Source organism: Solibacillus sp. GQ1 (genome assembly GCF_059758555.1).
The window spans coordinates 106,450-128,552 of record NZ_JCAXEX010000005.1 but is presented as its reverse complement, the minus strand read 5'-3'; the positions used below and the strand labels follow the sequence as shown (position 1 = coordinate 128,552).

General features: G+C 36.1%; 21 protein-coding genes. 14 read left to right on the top strand and 7 right to left on the bottom strand.

The annotated features are described in order from the left end of the window. Position 1: 1 nt before the first annotated feature. From walK to AC6CH1_RS16980, 8 genes are all read left to right on the top strand, one after another. Complete coding sequence (gene walK, locus AC6CH1_RS17015) at positions 2–1,837, top strand: cell wall metabolism sensor histidine kinase WalK (protein ID WP_498318586.1); 1,836 nt, start codon at positions 2–4, stop codon at positions 1,835–1,837. Beyond that, entirely contained in the window at positions 1,834–3,168 is a 1,335-nt protein-coding gene (locus tag AC6CH1_RS17010; protein WP_498318584.1) for a YycH family regulatory protein, read from the top strand. The genes walK and AC6CH1_RS17010 overlap by 4 nt, the downstream gene beginning before the upstream one ends. Continuing rightward, on the top strand, positions 3,155–3,988 hold the full coding sequence (locus AC6CH1_RS17005) for a two-component system regulatory protein YycI (protein WP_498318582.1): 834 nt from the start codon (positions 3,155–3,157) through the stop codon (positions 3,986–3,988). Before AC6CH1_RS17010 ends, AC6CH1_RS17005 begins: the two co-directional genes overlap by 14 nt. A 12-nt stretch (positions 3,989–4,000) precedes the next feature. Beyond that, positions 4,001–4,789, top strand: coding sequence for an MBL fold metallo-hydrolase (locus AC6CH1_RS17000; protein ID WP_251691005.1), 789 nt, complete (start codon positions 4,001–4,003; stop codon positions 4,787–4,789). A gap of 181 nt (positions 4,790–4,970) precedes the next feature. Next, positions 4,971–6,263 (top strand): S1C family serine protease, encoded by a 1,293-nt coding sequence (locus tag AC6CH1_RS16995; RefSeq protein WP_251691004.1) that lies wholly within the window; start codon positions 4,971–4,973, stop codon positions 6,261–6,263. A gap of 163 nt (positions 6,264–6,426) precedes the next feature. Next, positions 6,427–6,591: a CxxH/CxxC protein gene (locus tag AC6CH1_RS16990; RefSeq protein WP_079523607.1), complete on the top strand. Its 165-nt coding sequence runs from the start codon at positions 6,427–6,429 to the stop codon at positions 6,589–6,591. Between the two features lie 90 nt (positions 6,592–6,681). Continuing rightward, positions 6,682–7,161 (top strand): 23S rRNA (pseudouridine(1915)-N(3))-methyltransferase RlmH, encoded by a 480-nt coding sequence (rlmH, locus tag AC6CH1_RS16985; protein WP_498318580.1) that lies wholly within the window; start codon positions 6,682–6,684, stop codon positions 7,159–7,161. 248 nt (positions 7,162–7,409) lie between these two features. After that, the gene (locus tag AC6CH1_RS16980) at positions 7,410–7,589 is read left to right on the top strand and encodes a diguanylate cyclase domain-containing protein (RefSeq protein WP_498318608.1); all 180 of its coding nucleotides are present in this window, start codon (positions 7,410–7,412) and stop codon (positions 7,587–7,589) included. 158 nt (positions 7,590–7,747) lie between these two features. On the opposite strand, the gene AC6CH1_RS16975 is transcribed toward AC6CH1_RS16980, so the two are convergent. Beyond that, on the bottom strand, positions 7,748–8,683 hold the full coding sequence (locus AC6CH1_RS16975; RefSeq protein ID WP_498318578.1) for a sensor histidine kinase: 936 nt from the start codon (positions 8,681–8,683) through the stop codon (positions 7,748–7,750). Positions 8,684–8,692: 9 nt separating this feature from the next. Continuing rightward, positions 8,693–9,391 (bottom strand): LytR/AlgR family response regulator transcription factor, encoded by a 699-nt coding sequence (locus AC6CH1_RS16970; RefSeq protein ID WP_076259527.1) that lies wholly within the window; start codon positions 9,389–9,391, stop codon positions 8,693–8,695. Between the two features lie 162 nt (positions 9,392–9,553). Between AC6CH1_RS16970 and AC6CH1_RS16965 the strand changes: the two genes are divergently transcribed. Further along, positions 9,554–10,303 (top strand): ABC transporter ATP-binding protein, encoded by a 750-nt coding sequence (locus tag AC6CH1_RS16965; RefSeq protein ID WP_427713633.1) that lies wholly within the window; start codon positions 9,554–9,556, stop codon positions 10,301–10,303. Continuing rightward, complete coding sequence (locus tag AC6CH1_RS16960) at positions 10,296–11,447, top strand: ABC transporter permease (RefSeq protein ID WP_498318576.1); 1,152 nt, start codon at positions 10,296–10,298, stop codon at positions 11,445–11,447. Before AC6CH1_RS16965 ends, AC6CH1_RS16960 begins: the two co-directional genes overlap by 8 nt. A 235-nt stretch (positions 11,448–11,682) precedes the next feature. On the opposite strand, the gene AC6CH1_RS16955 is transcribed toward AC6CH1_RS16960, so the two are convergent. After that, positions 11,683–12,501, bottom strand: a complete 819-nt coding sequence (locus tag AC6CH1_RS16955; RefSeq protein ID WP_498318606.1) for a dimethylarginine dimethylaminohydrolase family protein — start codon at positions 12,499–12,501, stop codon at positions 11,683–11,685. A gap of 400 nt (positions 12,502–12,901) precedes the next feature. On the opposite strand from AC6CH1_RS16955, the gene AC6CH1_RS16950 reads away from it, so the two are divergent. The 3 genes from AC6CH1_RS16950 (at position 12,902) to AC6CH1_RS16940 (ending at position 17,322) form a co-directional block, all read left to right on the top strand. Continuing rightward, positions 12,902–14,698, top strand: a complete 1,797-nt coding sequence (locus AC6CH1_RS16950; RefSeq protein WP_498318575.1) for a sulfatase family protein — start codon at positions 12,902–12,904, stop codon at positions 14,696–14,698. Positions 14,699–15,335: 637 nt separating this feature from the next. Then, a complete protein-coding gene (locus AC6CH1_RS16945; protein WP_251690993.1) occupies positions 15,336–15,638 on the top strand; it encodes a DUF4212 domain-containing protein in 303 nt (100 codons plus the stop codon). Between the two features lie 16 nt (positions 15,639–15,654). Further along, complete coding sequence (locus tag AC6CH1_RS16940; RefSeq protein WP_251690991.1) at positions 15,655–17,322, top strand: sodium:solute symporter family protein; 1,668 nt, start codon at positions 15,655–15,657, stop codon at positions 17,320–17,322. 149 nt (positions 17,323–17,471) lie between these two features. Here AC6CH1_RS16940 and AC6CH1_RS16935 read toward each other — a convergent pair whose 3' ends face one another. From AC6CH1_RS16935 to AC6CH1_RS16925, 3 genes are all read right to left on the bottom strand, one after another. Then, positions 17,472–18,554 carry a DUF4179 domain-containing protein gene (locus AC6CH1_RS16935; protein ID WP_498318573.1) on the bottom strand — a complete coding sequence of 361 codons (1,083 nt, stop codon included), beginning with the start codon at positions 18,552–18,554 and terminating at the stop codon, positions 17,472–17,474. After that, the gene (locus AC6CH1_RS16930; RefSeq protein ID WP_498318571.1) at positions 18,538–19,101 is read right to left on the bottom strand and encodes a sigma-70 family RNA polymerase sigma factor; all 564 of its coding nucleotides are present in this window, start codon (positions 19,099–19,101) and stop codon (positions 18,538–18,540) included. The genes AC6CH1_RS16935 and AC6CH1_RS16930 overlap by 17 nt, the downstream gene beginning before the upstream one ends. A 187-nt stretch (positions 19,102–19,288) precedes the next feature. After that, positions 19,289–20,437, bottom strand: a complete 1,149-nt coding sequence (locus tag AC6CH1_RS16925; protein ID WP_498318570.1) for a YhgE/Pip domain-containing protein — start codon at positions 20,435–20,437, stop codon at positions 19,289–19,291. Positions 20,438–20,567: 130 nt separating this feature from the next. Here AC6CH1_RS16925 and AC6CH1_RS16920 point away from each other — a divergent pair, with 130 nt between their 5' ends. Then, a complete protein-coding gene (locus AC6CH1_RS16920; RefSeq protein ID WP_251690982.1) occupies positions 20,568–21,158 on the top strand; it encodes a TetR/AcrR family transcriptional regulator in 591 nt (196 codons plus the stop codon). A gap of 110 nt (positions 21,159–21,268) precedes the next feature. Here AC6CH1_RS16920 and AC6CH1_RS16915 read toward each other — a convergent pair whose 3' ends face one another. After that, positions 21,269–21,922 carry a TVP38/TMEM64 family protein gene (locus AC6CH1_RS16915; RefSeq protein WP_427713651.1) on the bottom strand — a complete coding sequence of 218 codons (654 nt, stop codon included), beginning with the start codon at positions 21,920–21,922 and terminating at the stop codon, positions 21,269–21,271. Positions 21,923–22,103 lie beyond the last annotated feature (181 nt).

Sequence of the window (22,103 nt, the reverse complement as noted above, 5' to 3'; positions counted from 1 at the left end):
CATGCAAAAAGTGAACTTTTTTAAGTCCATCCATGTAAAGCTTGTACTGATTTATGTCCTATTAATTATTATTGCTCTTCAAATTATAGGCATTTATTTCTCAAAGCAGCTGGAGACGAGTTTAAAAACGAATTTCCAGGATTCAATTCGCCAAAGAATAGAGCTTGTGCATTATAGTGTTCGTGAAGAAATGTTAAAAGTGCGCGATGAAAATACGCCTCCTACGATAGAGGATAGTTTAAAGTCCATTTTGCAGGGTTTTTCTACAGAAGATATTAACAAAATCAATGTAGTGGACCGTCAATACCGTATATTGGCTACTTCCGATAATGACCAGGCAATTGTTGGTCAACGGATAAATGAAGAAATTATCCAACAGGCCGCGTCTTCCGAAACACTGTTGGATAAGGTTTCAATGGATCGGGATACAGGAGATCGCATGTGGATACTGGCTGTCCCTATTATGGATAATGTAGGGCCCAAGGGGGAATTGAAGGGTGTCATTTACGTTCAATCGAATATTGAAAAGGTATATGAGCAATTAAATGAAATTAATCGTATTTTTGCAGCAGGTATTGCAGTTTCGCTTGCTATTACGATTATATTAGGAATTTTAGTTGCGAGAACCATCACTCGCCCTATTTCCGATATGCGAAAACAGGCGCAGGCAATGTCAAAAGGGAATTATGCAAGGAAAGTGCGTGTATACGGAACAGATGAAATTGGACAGTTAGCCATTGCCTTCAATCATTTGACCAATCGCCTTCAGGAAGCACAATCCACGACAGAGGCTGAACGCCGGAAACTGGCAAGCGTACTTAGTAATATGACAGATGGTGTAATTGCAACAGACCGTAAAGGGAAAATTATTTTGATTAATGATCCGGCATTGGAATTGCTTCATGATTCACGTGAAACAACTTTAAACCGCCCAATTGCATCGGTATTGCGTTTAGACCAGGAATATAGTTTTGAAGACTTGATTCATATGAAAGATCCTGTGAATCTTGATTTTAGTATGAATGATGCGCCATATGTGTTACGAGCAAACTTTTCTGTAATTCAAAAGGAAACAGGTTTTGTTAATGGTCTGATTACAGTATTGCATGATATTACCGAACAGGAAAAAATCGATATGGAACGTCGTGAATTTGTTGCGAATGTTTCCCATGAATTGCGTACGCCGTTAACGACGATGCGCAGCTATTTAGAAGCCCTTGCAGAAGGTGCGTGGAAAGATGAAAATATAGCGCCAACATTTTTAAACGTCACACAAACTGAAACAGAGCGTATGATTCGCCTTGTTAATGATTTGCTGCAGTTATCAAAAATGGACAGCCAGGAGTATGAACTGAACTTGGAGTTTGTTGAATTTAATAAGTTTTTCACGCAAATTATCGACCGATTTGAAATGTCGAAGTCAAAAAATGTAGAGTTTATCCGATTGCTTCCGGAAAAAAGTTATTTTGTTGATATTGATACCGATAAGCTGACACAGGTAATCGATAATATTATTTCAAATGCATTGAAGTATTCTCCGGATGGCGGCAATATTCGTTTTGGTTTTACCGTTCATGATAATATGATTCGCGTTATGATTTCAGATGATGGCATGGGAATTCCGAAAGAAAATGTGACGCGAATTTTTGATCGTTTCTATCGTGTAGACCGAGCAAGAGCAAGGTCGATGGGTGGAACAGGTTTAGGTCTTGCAATCGCTCGTGAAATGATTGAAGCACACGGCGGGAAAATTTGGGCAGAAAGTGAGGAAGGCCAGGGTACTACGATATTCTTCACATTGCCATATGAATTGGATGAAGCGGGTGATTGGGAATGAAATATGTTGAACAGATAAAATCTCTTTTATTAGCATTCCTCGTTCTACTCAGCATTGTGTTTACACTTCTTATTTGGAATTACAAACCGGAATATGAAACGATAAAGGAGACCCAGATTGAGGAAGTACTTGTCGGCAAACCTAAGGATTTACAGGAAGTAATAAAACCGTACAGATTGTTGTATCGCCAAAATGACCAATTTTACGGGACAGTCTCTTCAACACCTTTAAAAGGTTTATATAAACACTTACGTTTATGGCAAGTTTACGAGATGGAATTAATTAAAAGTGACCTTTCAGACAGTAAAATGAATGAAATGGTGCGTATGAATAATCGTATAACAATGTTTTATAATGAAGAAATTCCTTTGCGCGTTTTCTCTAATCTATTGTCATATAATGAAAATGAAATACCGGATGCAAGCTTTACACGTCTAATTATAGACTGGTCAAATGTTGAAAATAGTGATCAGATACAGTTGCTCTTCCTAAACACAGAAAAACGTTTATATTATAGAGCGTATGCAAGCGTACCGGATAAGGATTATTTCATGGAGAAGGTAATTGAACCAGCCAATGATTATAGCCAATACGTTGAAGTTGAACGGGATGCTTTACGCTCTTTATATGTGGCCAAAGATCCTATACAGTTAGCGAGGGACAGATATTTAGCTGTAGATATTAAACCTGATCTATTTAAAAAGATTCTGTTCACCGATTTAAAAATCGTACAAAGGAATATTGAAAGTTCTCAATCCGAACGCTTTACTGATGGAACATCGTTAATGACAGTTGATAGCCAAAATCGGATAATAAATTATGTATACCCGACTGCAGAAAGTAATACACCGCTTCCTTCGACAAGATTATTGAAGGACAGTTATAATTTTATAAATGACCATGGTGGATTTACAATGGATTACCGCTTGTCCTATATGGACATTGGAAGGCATAGTACAGAGTATCAGCTATTTGTACAGGGTCTTCCTGTATACAGTAATGATACGATGACTCGTCTCGTAACTACTTGGGGTGAAGACCGTATTTTCCGTTACCGCCGCCCTTATTATTTAATGGATACTCATATTGATGGGGTACAGAGAGATCTGGAATCAGGGGAACAAATAGCTGAGTCACTCCGTACAAATAATAAAAAATTATTTAATGAAACAGAGGAAATCGTTGTTGGGTACGAATTAACGCTTGAAGAATCGGATCAGGATACGGATTTAGTCCTCGTATTGGAGCCAAAATGGTTTGCCGTAACAAACAATGAATGGACACGCCTTTCACCCGAGGAAACAGGGGGTGATGAATTTGGATTGGAGTAAAACGAAAACTATTTTTATATGGGTTTTTCTAGTATTGAATATCTTTTTATATACGCAGTATTTAGAGAGCTATAAAGAAGGAGAGAAAATAGAAGTTTTAGGGGAAACGGTGGAAATCGAAGCCCGTTTGAAGGAAGATAATATAACGTATATTGCCCTTCCGAACAATAAGGAAAGTGCGGCATATTATTCCGGACAAATTAAAAATTTCTCTCCATCTGAAGTGCCATACTTTCCGAATCAAAGTGCAAAGATCGAAAATAACAATAAGCTGATTGTGACGATGGACAAGCCTGTAAAGCTACAGAAAAGCGATACTCGAGATTCATATACTGAATTTGTCCACAACAATGTATATGAAGGTAATTCCTATGTGCTTTGGAATATCGATGAAGAGAAAAGAGAAGCGACATTTTTCCAGAAGGTGAATGATGTAACACTGTATTATAATGTGCGTGGTTATGTAAAACTTTATTGGGATAATGACAACCGCATTGTTTCCTATGAGCAAACAATGCTGGAAAAGCATGAAAAGTTAGATAAACAGCAAAATCTATTAACTGCAAGACAAGTATTGCAGATTCTATATGGAAAGAATTTATTAAAACCAAATTCTCAGATTACGGAAATGAATCTAGGCTACTCTACAATTGTTCAATTAACGCAAACACAAGTATTTGCACCGACATGGGAAGTGCGGGTAAAACTGGCTGATGACACAGAAGAAATACATTTTGTGAATGCGGTACAAGGACGAATTGTGGAGATCCAAAATGACTTATCCGAAATTGTTGAGCAGACAGAGGATTTGGAAGAGTAGGGAGTTTTAACAATGCGATTTAGCGTTTTAGCAAGTGGCAGTACAGGAAACGCAGTCTACGTAGAAAATGATGAACACTCATTTTTGATTGATGCAGGCTTAAGCGGAAAGAAAATGGAGCAACTGTTTGCTAATATAGATCGTGATATGAAAAGTTTATCAGGTATTTTAGTAACACATGAGCATAGTGACCATATAAAAGGGCTCGGTGTCATTGCACGTAAATATAATATTCCTGTATTTGCAAATGCAAAAACATGGACAGCGATGGACGGGCTAGTAGGAACAATCCCAACCGATTTATGTTTTGATTTTGATATGGAAACAGTAAAAACATTCGGCGGGCTGGATATTCAATCATTTGCCGTGTCTCACGATGCTGCTGAACCGATGTTCTATACATTCTATGAGAACGGGCGAAAGCTAGTTGTCATTACAGATACAGGCTATGTCAGTGACCGGATGAAAGGATATATCTCAGCAGCAGATGCCTACGTATTTGAAAGTAACCACGATGTGAGTATGCTTCAAATGGGCAAATATCCTTGGAGTATTAAACGCCGTATATTATCGGATGTAGGGCATGTTTCAAATGAGGATGCTGCAGTAGCAATGGCTGATGTTGTAGCAGAAAAACCGACGCAAATTTATTTGGCGCATTTAAGTAAAGACAACAATATGAAAGATCTGGCGCGGATGAGCGTAGAACAGACATTACAGTCATGCGGTATTATTGCAGGGGAATATTTGCATCTGCATGATACCGATGCCAATGAGCCGACAAAGCTTGTGACAGTTTAATTTAGCAAGGCATAATTGAAGTAAATATGGGTAAAAGATAGGTGTGTTAAAAGTTTCTACTTTTAGCATACCTTTTTTATTTTATGAACAATTTTTTAATTAGGTTTTATGTGATTTTCATCTAATTTTAATGTTAAGTGTGTATGCTAACAGTAAGAGGAATAAAGAAAGGATGAGCGATATGGGATACTATCCTGAAGACGATAAAAAAGAAACTCAAAATGATCGTATTGCTGAGCTTGAGGCTCGTTTAAAAAGAGAAGAAGAAGAAAAAAAACAGCGGCAAAATAGAAAAGAAAAAAAAGGCGGGAGTAAAGGCGGGTACTTTTTATCTGGCTTGAGTGGTGTTGTCGTTGGTGCTTTATTATTATGGCTCCTGCTCCCCTCGTTGGCAAATCAGCTACCAGGTGGTAATGAAGTTAACTCGGTTACAAATGATTCCCCAAACTCAACGATTAGCCAAACTGCAACAGAGGTGACAACTGATGTAACAAATGCGGTTGAAAAAGTATCGAGTGCCGTTGTTGGGATTACAAATATCCAAAATGTAGCACCAAACTTTTGGAATCAAAGTACGGGAGAAGCTCAAGCGGTAGGTAGCGGTTCAGGCGTTGTATATAAAAAAGAAGGGAACTTTGCCTTTATCGTAACGAACCACCATGTTGTGGATGGTGCAGAACAAATTGAAGTAACTTTAGATGATGGCGAGAAAGTAAAAGCAGAGCTTATCGGTTCTGATATTTGGACAGACTTGGCAATACTTTCAATACCAAGTGAAGGAATCGATACAGTAGCTAACTTTGGAAATTCGGATGTATTAAAACAAGGTGAAACGGTAATTGCCATCGGAAATCCATTAGGATTAGATTTTTATGGTTCGGTAACAACAGGTGTAATTTCGGGGAAAGACCGCTCTGTACCTGTCGACTTAAATGAAGATGGTGCAGAAGACTGGTCAACAGAAGTATTACAGACTGATGCAGCAATCAACTCAGGAAACTCAGGCGGAGCTTTAGTGAATATTGCAGGTGAGTTAATCGGTATAAATTCCATGAAAATTGCCCAGTCTTCAGTTGAGGGCTTAGGATTTGCGATTCCGATCAATTCAGCAATTCCAATTATTGAACAACTCGAAAAGCATGGGGAAGTACAACGCCCAACTATGGGAATTTCCTTAGTCGATTTAACGGAAGTACCGGCTTATTATCAACAGCAAACATTAAAATTACCTGAAGAAGTAACGAATGGTGTTGTCATTTCTCAAGTTGTAAGAGGTTCAGCTGCAGATAAAGCAGGTTTACAGCAATACGATGTCATTGTAGAAATGGATGGCGAAAAAATCGAAAATGCAATTGAGCTTCGTAAACATTTATATAATCAAAAATCTATTGGCGATACATTAAAAATTAAAGTATATCGCAACGGTAAAATAGTAGAGGCTAATTTAGAGTTAGTGGAAAATGCACAATTGTAAATGTGGATAACTTAATTAAAGAATGAAATTGTACACAACGGGTAGAGAAGAAAAAGGCTTGTCTTTTCTACTCGTTTTTTGTCTGTTACAATGGGTTGTGGATAACATTTCAAAAATTGTGAATAAGTTTGTGGAAATTTCAGAAAAGAAAGAAGGTTTAAAAATGAAGACGTACAGCTGTGAAACCCATATAGATCATGCGTTAGATATGCACGTGGCAGAAACAGAAAATTTCCCGATGATGGATTTGTTATCGGAAGAGGAAAAGTTATCAACAACTTGTTCTTACTGCGAACAGTCCGCAACATATGTTGTATCAAGTAAATAACTTTACACAATATATAGTTTTTATTTGTGGATATGTGCATAACTTTTGTGGATAACTTGTTTGTAAATGGAACGTAAAGGTGGATAAGTTGTGAATATTACTATCATCTCGGTTGGTAAGTTGAAAGAAAAGTATTTAAAAATGGGTATTGAGGAATATGTAAAGCGATTAGGCGTCTATGCGAAAATCGATTTAGTAGAAGTACCGGATGAGAAAGCACCTGAGCAGTTAAGTGAAGCTGATATGGAAATCGTCAAACGTAAAGAAGGTGACCGTATCCTTGCGAAAATCAATGACGGTACATATGTCATCGCATTGGCACTTGACGGTAAAATGAAAACGAGTGAAGAAATGGCCGCAGATTTAGAGGCGCTAATGACTTACGGGAAAAGCAAAGTCGCGTTTGTTATAGGCGGATCATTAGGATTGCATGCGGATGTACTTAATCGCGCGGATGAAAAACTGTGCTTCGGAAAAATGACGCTGCCTCACCAGTTGATGAAACTAGTGCTAGTAGAGCAGATTTACCGCAGTTTTAGAATTATTAAGGGTGAACCGTATCATAAGTAAGTGCGGTTTTTAATAAACCATCGATTACAGTAGTTTTACTGTAGTTGATGGTTTGTTTTTGTTTGTCTAAGAGTAATAATTTGCAGATGAATAGGGAGTAGCATGACTTAATATAAACTCTTTTTATGTAGATCTAAAATATACAAAAGCTAAGACCGATTTTCTTTTATAGAAGATCGGCCTTTACAAATTGTTTACGGATTTTCTCCTATACTTTATTCTTTGTTCAACTCGAAATGTAATTCAGGATATTTGAAAAAACCAATCATCATCCTGTATTAAGTAATGATATCAACCTTCAAATGTCGATTGGTATGGCTTTTAGTGAGCAATCGGCTGGTAAAACGGAAAGTCTCTACATAGAAGCAGATAAAAAGATGTATGAAGAAAAGAAACGAAAACGAAAACCGATATCTATGCTCCATTAAAGCATTTTTATCTATTTATTATAATTGATATAAGAAATACCGTAAAAAATAACCATCACCTGAAGTTTGAAGGAGTATATGAGGCATTAAATAAATCAAAGCTTCAATAATCTACATCTCGTAAGACAATCAGTAGGTGTAGCTTATTAAAGCTTTTTTTATGAGATGACATTAGGAATTTTACACGTAATTGTAAATGTTTGCTTCTCTGCTTTAAATTCTAAATATCCGTTATGCTGCTCTATAATTTGCCGAATAATTGAAGTACCTAAACCATTATGATTTGGTTTTGTTGTAACACCAGTCTTGGCAAACAGTTGGTCAGCAATATCCTTCGGCAAGGGAATTGTATTGTTTGAACAAGTTAATAGATATAGACCGCTTTTTTTACGAAGGCTTAATTCAATAAAAGCTTGATTGTTATACTTCGTTTGCCATTCAATGCTTGCATCAATCGCATTTTCTAATATATTCCCTATTAGCTGAACGATTTCATCAGATGGAAGGGATAAATTTGATACAGGTGTTTCAAACAAATAATTAATTGCAATATTGTGGCTTCGTGCCTTTTCGTAATTCGTATATAATACTGCTGCTACTGCCCCCTGCTCTCCCTTTATCGACAAGTTCGTCTGTTCATATCGCTTTACTAACCCTTGCATATAGGTTTTCACTTCATCAACCTTATCTTTTTCCAGTAAATAAGCAATTGCTGATACATGCTTTAAGTAATCGTGACGTTCTTTACGTACCTCTTGAAATGTACGATTAAATTCTACTAGCTTTTCATTTACTTCTAACTGTACTGTTGAAATCCTAAATAGCGCTTTCTGCTTTTGTGAAGTATAAATAACCACAAGCAATGCGCCAAAAAGTAAGAGGAGATTTTGTACACTCTTCCCATTTAATACATAGATCCCATACATACATAAATGAATTATTACACTCCAATCAAGCTTTAACGTAAATCTTTTCATAGCTACCAATGGTAAAATGATGCTTATTGGAATGCTTATGTATAAGGAAAGATAGCCTACTGTTGCGAGGGCAAAATGGGTACAACAAATGATGAAAAAATATAGTTTATGCTTCATATTGCCACCTCAAAAGTAATTTTTTTGTATAATATCTAAGTTTTCCTTTGTAATAACTGCTTTTTCTTCAATTCCTTCAAAGGACACCAAGTAGGAATTCTTCGCGTATAACGAAAAATTTAATATGTATTGAATATTGATAATAAATGAGCGGTGAGCTCTTATAAACAAACGGTCCCTTAACTCTCCCTCTAATTCATTTAAGGTTTGATAGGTTTTTACAGGACCATTTTTTGTATAGATCGTTGTAGCACGACCTGAACGTTCAATAAATATAATGTCCTTTTTTTGTACGATATGAATATCAGATTTTTGCTTAATAAAAATCCGGCCCGATAACTCGGCTTTTTGTTGCTTTGCTAACAATCTTTCAACAGAAGATACAAGTCTTTCTTTTGTATAGGGCTTCATTATGTAATCATGAACGTTCAATTCAAAAGCATGAACAGCGTACCCGCTATTGCCTGTTACAAAGATAACCATAATTTGTAAGGCGTGTGTATAAATAATATCAGCTAATTCGTAACCCGATAATTCTGGCATTTCAATATCCGCAATCAGTAAATCAATCGATTGCTTTTTTATTTCCTCATAGGCTTGCTGTGCACTTGTAGTAGCAAATACAATATTTATTTCTTCGATTGGCTCTATAATTGCCTTTAGTTTATCTAAATCAATTGCTCGGTCATCTACTAATCCTACTCTCATGTTATACACCTCGTAATAAATATACACTATACGTAAAATTTTGACAGTTCTACAAACCATTCTCCCTTTTCACGACATAATAGGGCATTTTTGCGACAACATCGCAGACACCTCTTGTATTTATTTGTACGATAAAAACATCAAATAAACGAGGTGACGGAAATGATTGAAATTAAAGGAGTAACAAAACAATTTCAAAATAAGAAACAATATATAACTGCCTTAAAGCAAGTTTCCCTAGAAGTTCATGAGGGTGAGGTACTTGGGCTCCTAGGTGAAAACGGTGCTGGGAAAACAACCTTACTACGAACAATCGCTACTCTAATTGAACCGTCTTCAGGCAGCGTTGAAGTAGCAGGTTTTCATACCGTAAAGCAATCTGATGAAGTGAAAAAAAGAATCGGCGTACTGTTTGGTAGTGAGACAGGACTTTATGAGCGACTAACAACACGTGAAAACTTAGAGTATTTTGGTTCACTTTATGGCTTAGGTAAGCATGAAACAAAAGTGCGAATTGAAAAATTAGCCAAAATGTTTGGCATGAGAGACTATTTAGATCGAAAAATCGGTGGGTTTTCAAAAGGGATGCGTCAAAAAGTGGCCATTGCAAGAACATTATTACATGATCCGGATATCGTACTCTTTGATGAACCAACGACAGGGCTAGATATTACATCATCCAATACTTTCCGTCAGCTTGTGCATCAACTGAAACGTGAAGGGAAAACCATTATTTTCTCCAGTCATATTGTAGAGGAAGTAACGATGCTATGTGATCGGGTAGCAATGATTCATAAAGGTGAGCTTGTCTATGATGGCACTCTTGAACAGCTTTATGCTGAAGAAGGCTCAAGCGATTTAAACTATATTTTCATGAGTAAATTAGTACGTGGAGGAAATGAAGATGCTTAATATATTCAAAAAAGAGTTAAAGGATACATTTCGAGATCAACGCACATTAATTTTAACTGTATTTTTACCATTAGTTTTAATGTCAGCATTAGTATTCTTCTATGAAAAAATGATGGCGCCTGACGAGGATATTCAGCTTCATGTCGTGACAGAAAAAGAGCAGTTAGAGTTTGTAAAAGGTTTACTAGATGGAAAAGGAAATTTAGAGCTTCGTGCTGTTGATGATGTTGAAGTTACTATTAAAGAAGGTGAAGCAGTAGCCGGACTTATTCTTACTGGAGACTTTGAACAGCAAATCGCTGCTGGAAATGCGCCAACAGTTAAAATATTAGGCGATGCATATAGTGAAAATAGCTATATTGCCATGTCAGCAATCGAAATGGCTTTAACACAATACAGTCAGGCAATTGTTTCTGAACGTTTAGGACAACAAAATGTAGAAACGTCGATTATAACACCTTTTACAGTTAATAAAGTACAAGTAATCGAAGGTGATCAATCTGTACAAATGATGAGCTTCCTTATTCCAATGATGCTAGTTATTGCAGTAGGTGTAGGTATTTCATCTTCAGCAGCAGATTTTATTGCAGGTGAAAAAGAACGCCGTACGATGGAAGCTTTATTAATGACTCCTGTAAATCGCAGTTCATTTTTATTAGGCAAATGGTTAACACTCGTTATTCTCGCTACGGTTACAGGCATTTTAACGTTAGGCATTGTATTTATTGAAATATACTTCTTTACAGAACAGTTAAAAGCCGGCTTGACAATGGAAGGAAATGTTTGGTTAATTGGCACGGTCGCTCTTTTAATTATAATCAGTTTCGCTGCATTAATGGCTTCAGCGTTATTGCTGACAAGTATTTTTGGTAAGACGGTAAAAGAAGCACAAAGCTACGGAACACCCATAATTATGGTTGGAATTTTACCGGCATTATTCATCACAAGTGTCGGGCTAAATGAATTAACTACTGGATATTTTTTAGTTCCAATCTTAAATGTGTTTGCTATTTTTAAAGAATTATTTGTTGGAGTCATTGATATCGAGCATGTATTCCTTACACTTGGAGTTAACATAGTGTTAGCGTTAGTAATTCTAGCAGTAGGACGTATTTTATTTGCGAAAGATAAATGGGTGTTGTAATAAAATAAATAATAACAAATCCCTTGTGGCTGCATGCAAGGGATTTATTTTTATCTACTACAGCGCATCTACTTTTTGTTTTAGAAGATCTGATTAAAATTTAAACCGCACTTAACCATATTACGTAGATCCGTATCATAAGTAAGTGCGGTTTATAAATTTTGTGAAAGAAGGTTTTCTTTAGTTGGAGGCAGTTTCACGAAAGATGCAACTGCAGATCCAATGTAATTTTTATTTATGCTTCTCGTAAGATAGGAAGGGTGCAGCAGCGGAACGAGCCGCCGGATTTAATAATTTCTGTAATATCCACTTCAATTACCTGAAAGCCCCGATTTCGAAGCTGTTTGTTGACATTAATATTAACTGGCAGACTTAATATCCGCTTGTTGCCAATACTCAATACATTTGTACCTAATTGAAATTGCTCTTCTTCAGAAACCTCAATTAAATCATAACGTGCTGCAAAAAAATTAATTTCTTTTTGTGTTAAAGCATTTTTATAAATAAGGGCTACTTCAGGGGAAACGATATTAAATATACAATCTAAATGCAAGTATTTTTCTTTAAATGGAATAGGAATGACCTTAAAATTATTTAATAGACGCTGTAATTGTTCAACAGCCTTTTCGTCCGTCCGATTACTGAGTCCCACGTAGATGGTATTCTGATCGATTACAACATCCCCGCCTTCAATTCGTTCCTCGATTAAATTATAATAGGAGATTTCTTCGTCCTCCAGCCACTGCTTTAAAATGTTTTCCTCTCCTGAGCGAACTTCTGTCGCCATTTTAGCAACAAAAATTGTTTGTCCTAGTGTAAAACCAACATCCCTTGTAAAGACCTGTTCAGGATATTTTTTATGAAAAGGTAATAAAATAACATCGACGTTATTTTCCTGTAGAATTCTAACAAATTCAGCATGCTGCTCGAGTGCGCGTTCAATATGGATGCCTTCCTTCTTAAAATGCTCCTGTGTTTCATTAATTATCTCACGAATCGCCATATATTGAGGTTGACAAAGAAGTACTTTTTTTAAAACATCGTACTCACTCATGCAAAAGGTCTTGAGATTTATGTTTGGGCGTTCTGTCACTTTTAGGTACTCCTATCATCGCTTTTTGAACTAGTTTTTCCGAAACGGTCATTATTATTACAAACGGACATACTGAAATTAAAGTCAATAGCATTTCTATTATTATATATTTATAGTCACATATTCCTAAATGAACATGAAACTAGAAATACATATATATATAATTCGCATCAAAGATGTCTTAATAGAAAGAAAAGGGACAACCTTTACAATTCGGTTGCCACAATCTTAAATAGATGCAGTTTTTGTAACTTTGATTCGGTACGGATCTTTCTAAATAATACCCTTCAAAGTGTATGGTATTTTCGAGCCTGTAAACATAAGATGTTTTAATTATTCATGTTCGCAAGGGGGAAAATATTTGGGATTGCAGAAAGAGGAGAACATAGAAGGAACAAAACCTAATTTCCTTATCTTTATAGTGGATGAACAACGATTTCCGACAGTTTACGAAAATAAGGAACTAAAGAAATGGCGTAAAGAAAATTTAAAGACACAGGAATTATTACGGGAAAATGGAATGGAATTTTTAAACCATTACGTTGGAAGCACTGCATGCTCACCGAGTAGAGCAACACTGTATACGGGACAATACCCATCATTACATGGGCTAACTAAAACAACTGGGGCTGCTGCGTCTTCATTTGAACCGGACGTATTCTGGCTAGATCCTAATACAGTTCCTACTTTTGGGGACTATTTTCGTGCGGCAGGCTACCGTACATTTTGGAAGGGGAAATGGCATGTGAGTCCTCAGGATATTTTGATTCCTGGAACTCAAAATGCATTGCCTAGTTACGATTCAAATACAGGTATTCCTGACCGAAATCTTGAAAAGTTTTACTTGGAATCTGAGCGTCTAAATGAATTTGGCTTTTCAGGCTGGGTTGGTCCAGAACCTCATGGATCCAATCCTCGTAACTCTGCTTCATCTGCTGGCATTGGAACAAGTGGTCGTGATGAAGTGTACTCAAGGGAAGTAGTTGAGTTACTTCATTCACTCGAAGCGGATAGTGTTAATCAAAGTCAACCTTGGTTAATTGTATCTTCATTTTTAAATCCACATGATATTACGTTGTTCGGAGAAACAACTGAATACCATCCGTTATTCAATTTTGAAGTAGACCCTTCTGTTCCTATTATTCCACCTGCTCCTACAGCGGATGAATTATTGCACACAAAGCCAGCTGCACAACAAAGCTACAAAGAGACTTACCACAAAGCCTTCCAGCCAACAAGAGATAGTCTTTTTTATCGTCAGCTTTATTTCTCCCTTCATAAAAAAGTCGATCAAGAAATGGGGAAGGTATACAATAAACTAAAATCCAGCAAATTTTATGATAATACAATTATCATTTTTACTTCTGATCATGGAGATTTATTAGGTGCTCACGGCGGATTATTTCAAAAGTGGTATAACTCATACGAAGAAGCGACTCATGTACCATTTATCGTTCATAATCCAAAATTGTTTCCAAATAGGCAAACTGCGGATATGTTGACTAGTCATGTAGATATTCTGCCAACTCTTTTAGGATTAGCCAAAATTGACGTAAACAAAATTCAACAGGAGTTAAGGAAAAATCATACTGAAGTACATCCACCTGTAGGAAGAAATTTAATGCCGCTTCTCTATGGGGATGAAGCTTTCCTACGGGCAAATGAGCCGATTTATTTTATGACAGATGATGATGTAACGAGAGGATTATCTCAGACTAGTATTTCCGGGCAGCCTTATAATTCTGTTGTCCAGCCAAACCATATTGAATCTGTCATTGCGTATCTTCCAACAGGTCAAAATAGGGAAAGGGAGCTTTGGAAGTTTTCAAGATACTTCGATAATCCGCAATTTTGGAGTAACCCAGGAGTAGAAGATCAAGTAACAGAAATTCAAAGTCAAACTCCTGTTAATGAAGAGATCACTGTTTCTATGTCAAAAATCGTAACGAAAACAGTTTCTGTTCCTGAACAATATGAACTGTATAATCTTACGAAGGATCCTCTTGAAAGAAAAAATCTTGCAAATCCTATCCACGCAAATATTGTAACAAAATTGATTCAATCATTAATGATGAATCTCCTGGAAGAACAGCGGGAACAAAAAAGGCTGAAACCAACGAACGGTACTGTTTCATGTTTGGAAAATAGCGGGGATTAATAAAAAGCCGTTGTTTATTGGTGTGAAAAAAATGACATGAAAAAGCTTAGAGGATTAGTTACTATCCTCTAAGCTTTTTAGTATGTTGATCGAATGTAAATTGTTTTGCAACAAAAAAAGGCAGCATCTCACTTGGAGATGCTGCGGTAGAATTCTTTGTTCCTGAAGAACTCTAATGGGTTTGGCACCCAATAATGCTTATTTAACAATCTTAAATTAACATTGTCGATGTCAAAAATATGTTGGTCGTTTACTACTATTCCAATATAACATAGTAAACCGTGGAATCTTTAATAATTATGTATTCTGTGTTTAATTTTTGATGCTTGTCTGTTTTAGTTATCCCTACTCAAATAATTTTTTATTCTATAGTCGTTTTATCCTGGACCTTTTTAACATACATTAAAAAAAAAACTTGGAGACATAGGGGGAATTAGTTGCTTCTATTCATTATTCTTATCTCCATTTGCTGTCTTGCTTATGGACTAATCAAAAAACGTTTCATCGCTCTCACCTTTCCTATAATAGGACTTATTATTTTAATGGTTGTTAAGGTGATTTTAGTACCGCTTCCTTTAAAGGAAACAATTCTTTTTATTTTTGATTTACGATAAAAATTTGAAGAAAGAAGGTCTAGATGAAAAAAATCGACAAAAAAGTTGCTGATGCCTATTTCCGTGAGAAAAATACGTACATGGCTATTTATTTTGCAATTTGGTTTTTAGTGTCTTTTGTTATGGTAGCGCTTGCAGACTCGTTAACTGATGTTCAATTTTTGGGATTCCCGTTCCACTATTTTATGGGGGCAATTGGAGCTTTATTTACTTTCATTGTTTTACTGTTTGTAAATGCGATCGTTGGAGACAAAATCGATAAAAAGTATGGGATCAGTGAAGCGCGAAATGAAGAAATTGGCGCAAACAATATGATAAATCACTAATGGAAGGGGGTAATTTATGGATACTCAATTTATAGTTTCAATGTTAATTATATTGGCTACATTTGCTTTATATATTTGGATTGCGGTTTATAATACTGCTAAACAAACATCTGACTTCTATGTTGCTGGTCGTGGAGTGCCACCAATTTTTAATGGGATGGCAATTGGGGCAGACTGGATGAGTGCAGCATCCTTTATCGGGATGGCTGGTACGATCATGTTACTTGGCTATGATGGATTGGCTTATATTATGGGATGGACTGGCGGATATTTATTTTTAACGATATTACTTGCACCGCAGCTGCGTAAATTTGGCCGTTATACCGTGCCTGAATTTATCGGAGACCGTTTTAATAGTAAAGCAGCACTAATAATAGCAGCTTTATGTACAATTATTATAAGCTTCACGTATTCAATCGGTCAGCTATCGGGCTCTGGTGTAGTAATCGGGCGCCTCTTTGAAATTGATGCGAAAATAGGAACAATGATCGGCGTTGTACTTATTGCATTTTATGCTGCATTTGGTGGTATGAAAGGTATCACTTGGACTCAAGTAGCACAATACATCATTTTAATTATTGCATATTTAGTACCTGTAATTTTTATGTCATTACATTTGACTAGTAACCCTTTACCATGGATTTCGTATGGTGAAATTTTAACGAAAATGGGTGAACTCGACCGGGAACTTGGAATTTCTGAGTATTTTGCACCTTTCACCAACGGAACCAAGTGGCAGTTTTTAGCTCTTATGTTTACATTAATGTGTGGTACAGCTGGACTTCCACATGTAATTGTACGATTTTATACAGTAGGTACTATGAAGGCGGCTCGTTGGTCAGGGGCTTGGGCATTAGTTTTTATCGGACTTTTATATTTTAGCGCACCAGCTTATGCAGCTTTTGCTCGTTTTATATTAATGACGGAAGTTGCTGGTAATAAAATTGCTGAACTACCTGCTTGGACTCAATCATGGATTGATACTGGAAAATTGGGAATAGCCGATGCGAATGGTGATGGTATTCTTCAATGGCCAGAACTGCAAATTGCCAACGATATTGTCGTAATGGCTACACCTGAAATCGCAAATCTAGGGGTATTCGTTATTGGACTCGTGGCGGCAGGCGCAATGGCGGCAGCGTTATCTACAGCTGGTGGTTTAATGATTTCTATATCCTCATCATTTGCACATGATATTTATTACCGCATCATCAATCCACAAGCATCTGAGCAAAAACGCCTGTTAATAGGACGTATTTCAATTGTTGTTGCAACACTATTAGCTGGGATTATTGCATTAAACCCTCCTGGTGCCATTACTCAAATTGTTGCATGGGCATTCGCGCTTGCTACTGGTACCTTCTTCCCAGCACTCGTTTTAGGTGTATGGTGGAAGCGTGCGAATGCAAAAGGAACAATAGCGGGAATGCTTGTCGGCTTAGCGGTAACACTTATTTATATCTTCAGTGCGAAATACGGTGGCTTTACGGTATTAGGCATTATTGATACTGGTGCTGGTGTTTTCGGAGCAATTGCTGCTTTCGCTACTAATATAATTGTTTCACTTTCAACACGGGCTCCTTCACAAGAACTTCAAGATGCAGTTATAAATCTTCGTTATCCAGAACAAATGGTTTATAAAGACGGCGAAGTTTATTTAAATGACGGATCATCGAAGGAATAAAATATTGAGAGCGCAGTTCAATGTTTTATTGCAAAATCACTAATATTCAAAAAGCCAAAACGTTAATTCTACGTTTTGGCTTTTCTATTGGTTGCGTTTCTCCCTAATTCCAAGGAGATCTAGGCAAGTTATTCATTTTAGATGACGTATTACTTAGGAATTTTAATAATAATATCACTAAGTTCGATTATTTCCATTTTTAAATCGCTATCAGGATTTACCCATTTTACGCCGTTTTCATCGATTTCCGCCTCCATCAATTTGAATATGGGAGTGAATATTAAAGTTTTGGCATCCGGGTGTAGTTTTTCATATGTGAATACATATTCCATAAACCCCTGCCCGTTTCCTGTGCCGCCTGTTAACCTTGATGTATACGTATTGCCTAAATTATCCTTTACATTTAAATCGGAAGAAATAACGTCCCATTTCTCTTTTAACATCTCATTTTTTTGCATTTCTGTATAATTGATGATAAAGGAGATCGGTGTGTATATAACTTCATTTATTTTAATACCTAGATCAGCTTTTTTTGATGCAGGTGCTTCCACAATTTGAACTTTATTCTCAGTAGATTTGGCATCTATTTCAAAATCCCAACTACCTTGAACCATCTCTTTTGTATCCCGATTGGTAAGACTGCTAATGTGGAATTCGAAATTCGCCTGTTCCAATTGATTAGATAAGTTCAGAATTGCTGTTGTTAAGCCGGCATATTTGTTTGGTCCGACCTTTTCAATTATATGCTCTGTATGAAAGAGGGCATGCTCACGACCATCCACTTTAAATGTAGTTTCTATTTCCGGATGCTCACCTAAATCTCTGTCTGTTTCAATATAATAGCCAACTAAAAACTTTTTACTGTCAAATAAGCTTTCATTTACCGTAATCGTTGTGCCATTGCTTTCTGCTACAAGATGCTGCTGATCCGCAAACTCCTCATAGCCTGAAATTATCTTGTCCTTGGTCGAGAAGAGTTTGATAATACTGTTTACTATCGGAATTTCATGAGCAAAGGTGGTATAGGACAGACCTATAAGTGATGCGGTACCGATACCGAGCGAAAGGCAGACAGCCGCAACTCCTTTCATCCACTTTCTGTTTTTTGTTTTGGATACTTGTCTTTTCAAGTCTCTTTTAAACTGAGCCTTTTCAAATTCTGTTACATCAGCTTCTTCAAATTCATTTACATCAATGTCAATATCATTAAAGTGTTTAAACAGATTTTTCAATGGGCATACCCCCTAAATCTTTTTTTAGTTTTTTTCGACCATGGTAAAGGCGGTTATCTATTGCCGATTTTGTCATCTCCAACTGACGAGCAATTTCTTCGGTATCAAAATCTAACAAGTATCTCATTATAAAAATTTTCTGATCGACGGGCTTTAAACTAGAGATGATTACCTGAATTTCCTCCTGTTCTTCCAGGGAGGAGTTTTCATACATCATGGATTCTGCCTGTGTCAGTTCTATGTTCAAAGAAGGGCTTTCTTTTTTCTTCATTTCCATCCGGTAATAATCGATTGCTTTATATTTAGCAATAACGCAAACCCATTTCTTAAAATCAGCAGCATCGCCATGGAACTTTTTTGCATTTTTCCAAATAGATAATAGAATATCGTTACAGCATTCCTTTGGGCTTTCATTAATGTCTAGCGGACCTAAAATTTTTAAAACAACACCTTTTATTAATGGAAGATAGTGGTCGATTACGTAATCAAGAGCATGTTCTTTGCCGGCTTGAAGATATTTTATAAAATTTTGCTCATCAATCTTCATATCGTTCTCCTTTTTATAGTATTGTTATTACAAAAGCTTTTACATTATATATAACGTATGGTGATGACCTTTTTTCGCAATAAAACCAAAAAAGTTAAAATATTGAAATATATATCGGGCTTATCTAAAAGAAGTTAAATAAAAAACGTTATTTTGCACTGAATGCAAAATAACGTTTTTTAATGTGTTAGTTCTGTTGTTTTTTTACTTTTACCGGTTTGAAGATAGAAAGTAAGAAAATTACTAACCCTGCAATACCAATTCCTAAAATTGTGTTGAAGGAAGCGCCTGTGTAGAATCCGCTGCCGAAGTAGAAAATTTCCCGTAAACCTTCAGAAGCAAAGCGAATTGGTACCCATGGACGAATGAAGTTTACGAAGAAACTTGGAAGCATTTCCTGTGGTGTCATAAGAACACCCATACCTAAAAGCATGACAACCATGAATAATGTAATAGCTGGTTTGCCAATCCATGCGGTAATTGCCGATACTAATAAATAGAAACAGAATGCTGCAAATGATACAAAGAAAGCCACCAGGAAGTAGCTTGGCATATTAATACCTGCGATCTGTGCAAGTGTTGCAACAGTGAAGCCTGAAAATAGGGCAATAATTATGCCGAATAAAACTTGCCCGCCAATTAGGCCTAATGTTTGTTTACGTGTTAACAGCTCTTTCTTAAAGATGCTTGATGTTGCTAAAAATACAATGAATCCACCGATTAACGCACCTACCCATGCAGGTACTGCCAATAAAGTTGGGGCACTACCGTTTGCAGTAGAAGCTGTAATAGGATTGTATATTTTTTCTTCAGCAACAATTGGATTTACTAAAATGGAAGCTTGCGTTGCATCAATTTTTTCAGTACCAAGCTGTGCTGAAAAGTTTGCGGAATATTGGTCGTTCACTCCAGATACAAAGCTGTTTAAAGCTGTTTTTGCAAAGTTTGCACCTGTCATATTAAAGCCTTGGTTAATATATATTTGCAGTTTGGCAGCTTGATTATTTGTTAGTGCATTTTGTAGTGTGTCATTGTAACCTTCAGGAATGACAAGTGCTGCATAATACATTTTATCTGCAAATAGTGATTCAATATTTTCTTCTTTCTCATTTGTAAATGCTATAACTGGTTCTGAACCGTCTACACCTTTACTCATTTGTTCCACAGCCTCGAGAACCATCTCAACGTGTTGTCCCTCATCGTTAACAATAAGAGCAACCGGCAGATTTTTTACTTGCGGATTTCCTTGTGCGAATAAGTTTACCGAAAATAGTGCAATGATTAATATAACAGCAATAGGAGCAGCCCATGCTAATTTTTCTTTAAATAATCTCAAATGAATTACATCCTTTCTCAAATTTCAACATGTTGTTTATTATTACTCGTTTATTTTATAATTTAAGGGAAAATCAAAGCAATCAACAAAATAAACAGATTGTTCAATATTGATGAAAGATGGTGTTTTTTTGAGCGTTTATACAGAAAAAAACCGAAGAACAAAAGAGCTTATTCAAAAATCATTTATGGAGATGCTGGAAAAGAAAACTTTCGATTCAATTACAGTAGGGGATATTGCGAAAACAGCCAAGATTAATCGTGGAACGTTTTATTTACACTTTATCGATAAATTTGATTTGCTGGATCAGATTGAATTACAACTATTTGAAGAGCTAGGGGATTATATTGATGAATTGCAATCGAAGTATTCATCTACACATTCGTTTGAAAAAGGGCAGGAACAATTAGCTTCCGCATTATTTAATTCGATAAAAATGCAGGCACCACTTTTAAAAATCTTTTTAAGTGAACATGGCAGAGCGGGTTTTCATCTTCGGTTTAGAGCAGCCTTTTCAGAAAAGGTGCGAGTAAACCTGGAGGGAAATGAAAGCTTCAATGCAAATTTAAATGTCTCGATGGAATACTTTTTAGCCTTTATCACATCTGCTTTTTTAGGATTGATTGAACAATGGGTTCAAAATAATCTAGATAAGACCCCTGAAGAGATGACGGCATTATATATTAATATTATTTCCTTTATTCAAAGGAAGAATACTTAGCCTCTGTAAAGACGGTATGGTCCGGCCCTACTGTTCAGACGAGCCATACGGTATGGCCGACATATAAGCTAATAAACAAAATAAAAAAGAAGGTGCAATACCTTCTTTTTTTATATACTGCTTGTACGTTGCTTTTTAATGAATCGAACCGCAACGATAATGGCGACAGTTGCAATAATCACATAAAATAGTTGCCGATATTGCTGTGATACAGAGACAACTCCATAAGAAACAGAGGCTAATACAAGTCCATAAATCATGTTTCCAATTGTAGTAGCTGAGATAAAATACGATATTTTCATTTTGCTTAAGCCGGATACGATATTAATTAAATTCGTAGGAAGGAATGGCAAAATACGCCCCGACAGAACAAATAGAAAGCTGTTTTGATTTATTTGCTGCTCATACTTTTTTAGTTTTTCTGAAGAGAATAAATTAGCGAAAAAGTAGCGAATGGAAAGGAAAATTGATGTACTTCCAATAACACTGCTGAAGGTACTAAAAAAATAACCACGCCAAAATCCAAACAATGCAATATTAATCGTGATGACTAAAATTAACGGGATAAATGTAAATAAATTTTGCAGGAACATTAATAATATCATTATTAAAATAACGATAGTTAGATTGTTATGGGCAAGCTCTAAAATAAGCTGGGGTGACAGATCGGAAACAGAAATACCGCTTTTATAAAGTAAAAAGAATAAACCTGTTAAAATTGCTGCAAATAGAGTCCCTCGTATAAACAACGATTGTTTTTTCATATTGTAACCTCTCTTAATATAATTCCATTCGATAGTTTAAATGTATTTAATGAAAATTGCTATTAACAAGATTTGAAAAATATGAAAAAGGATTACACATCCTCCGATATATATCTCGTAGTAACCTTTTTTAATACGGTTTATAATTTGATATGATATTCAAGTATAAATATGGAATTTA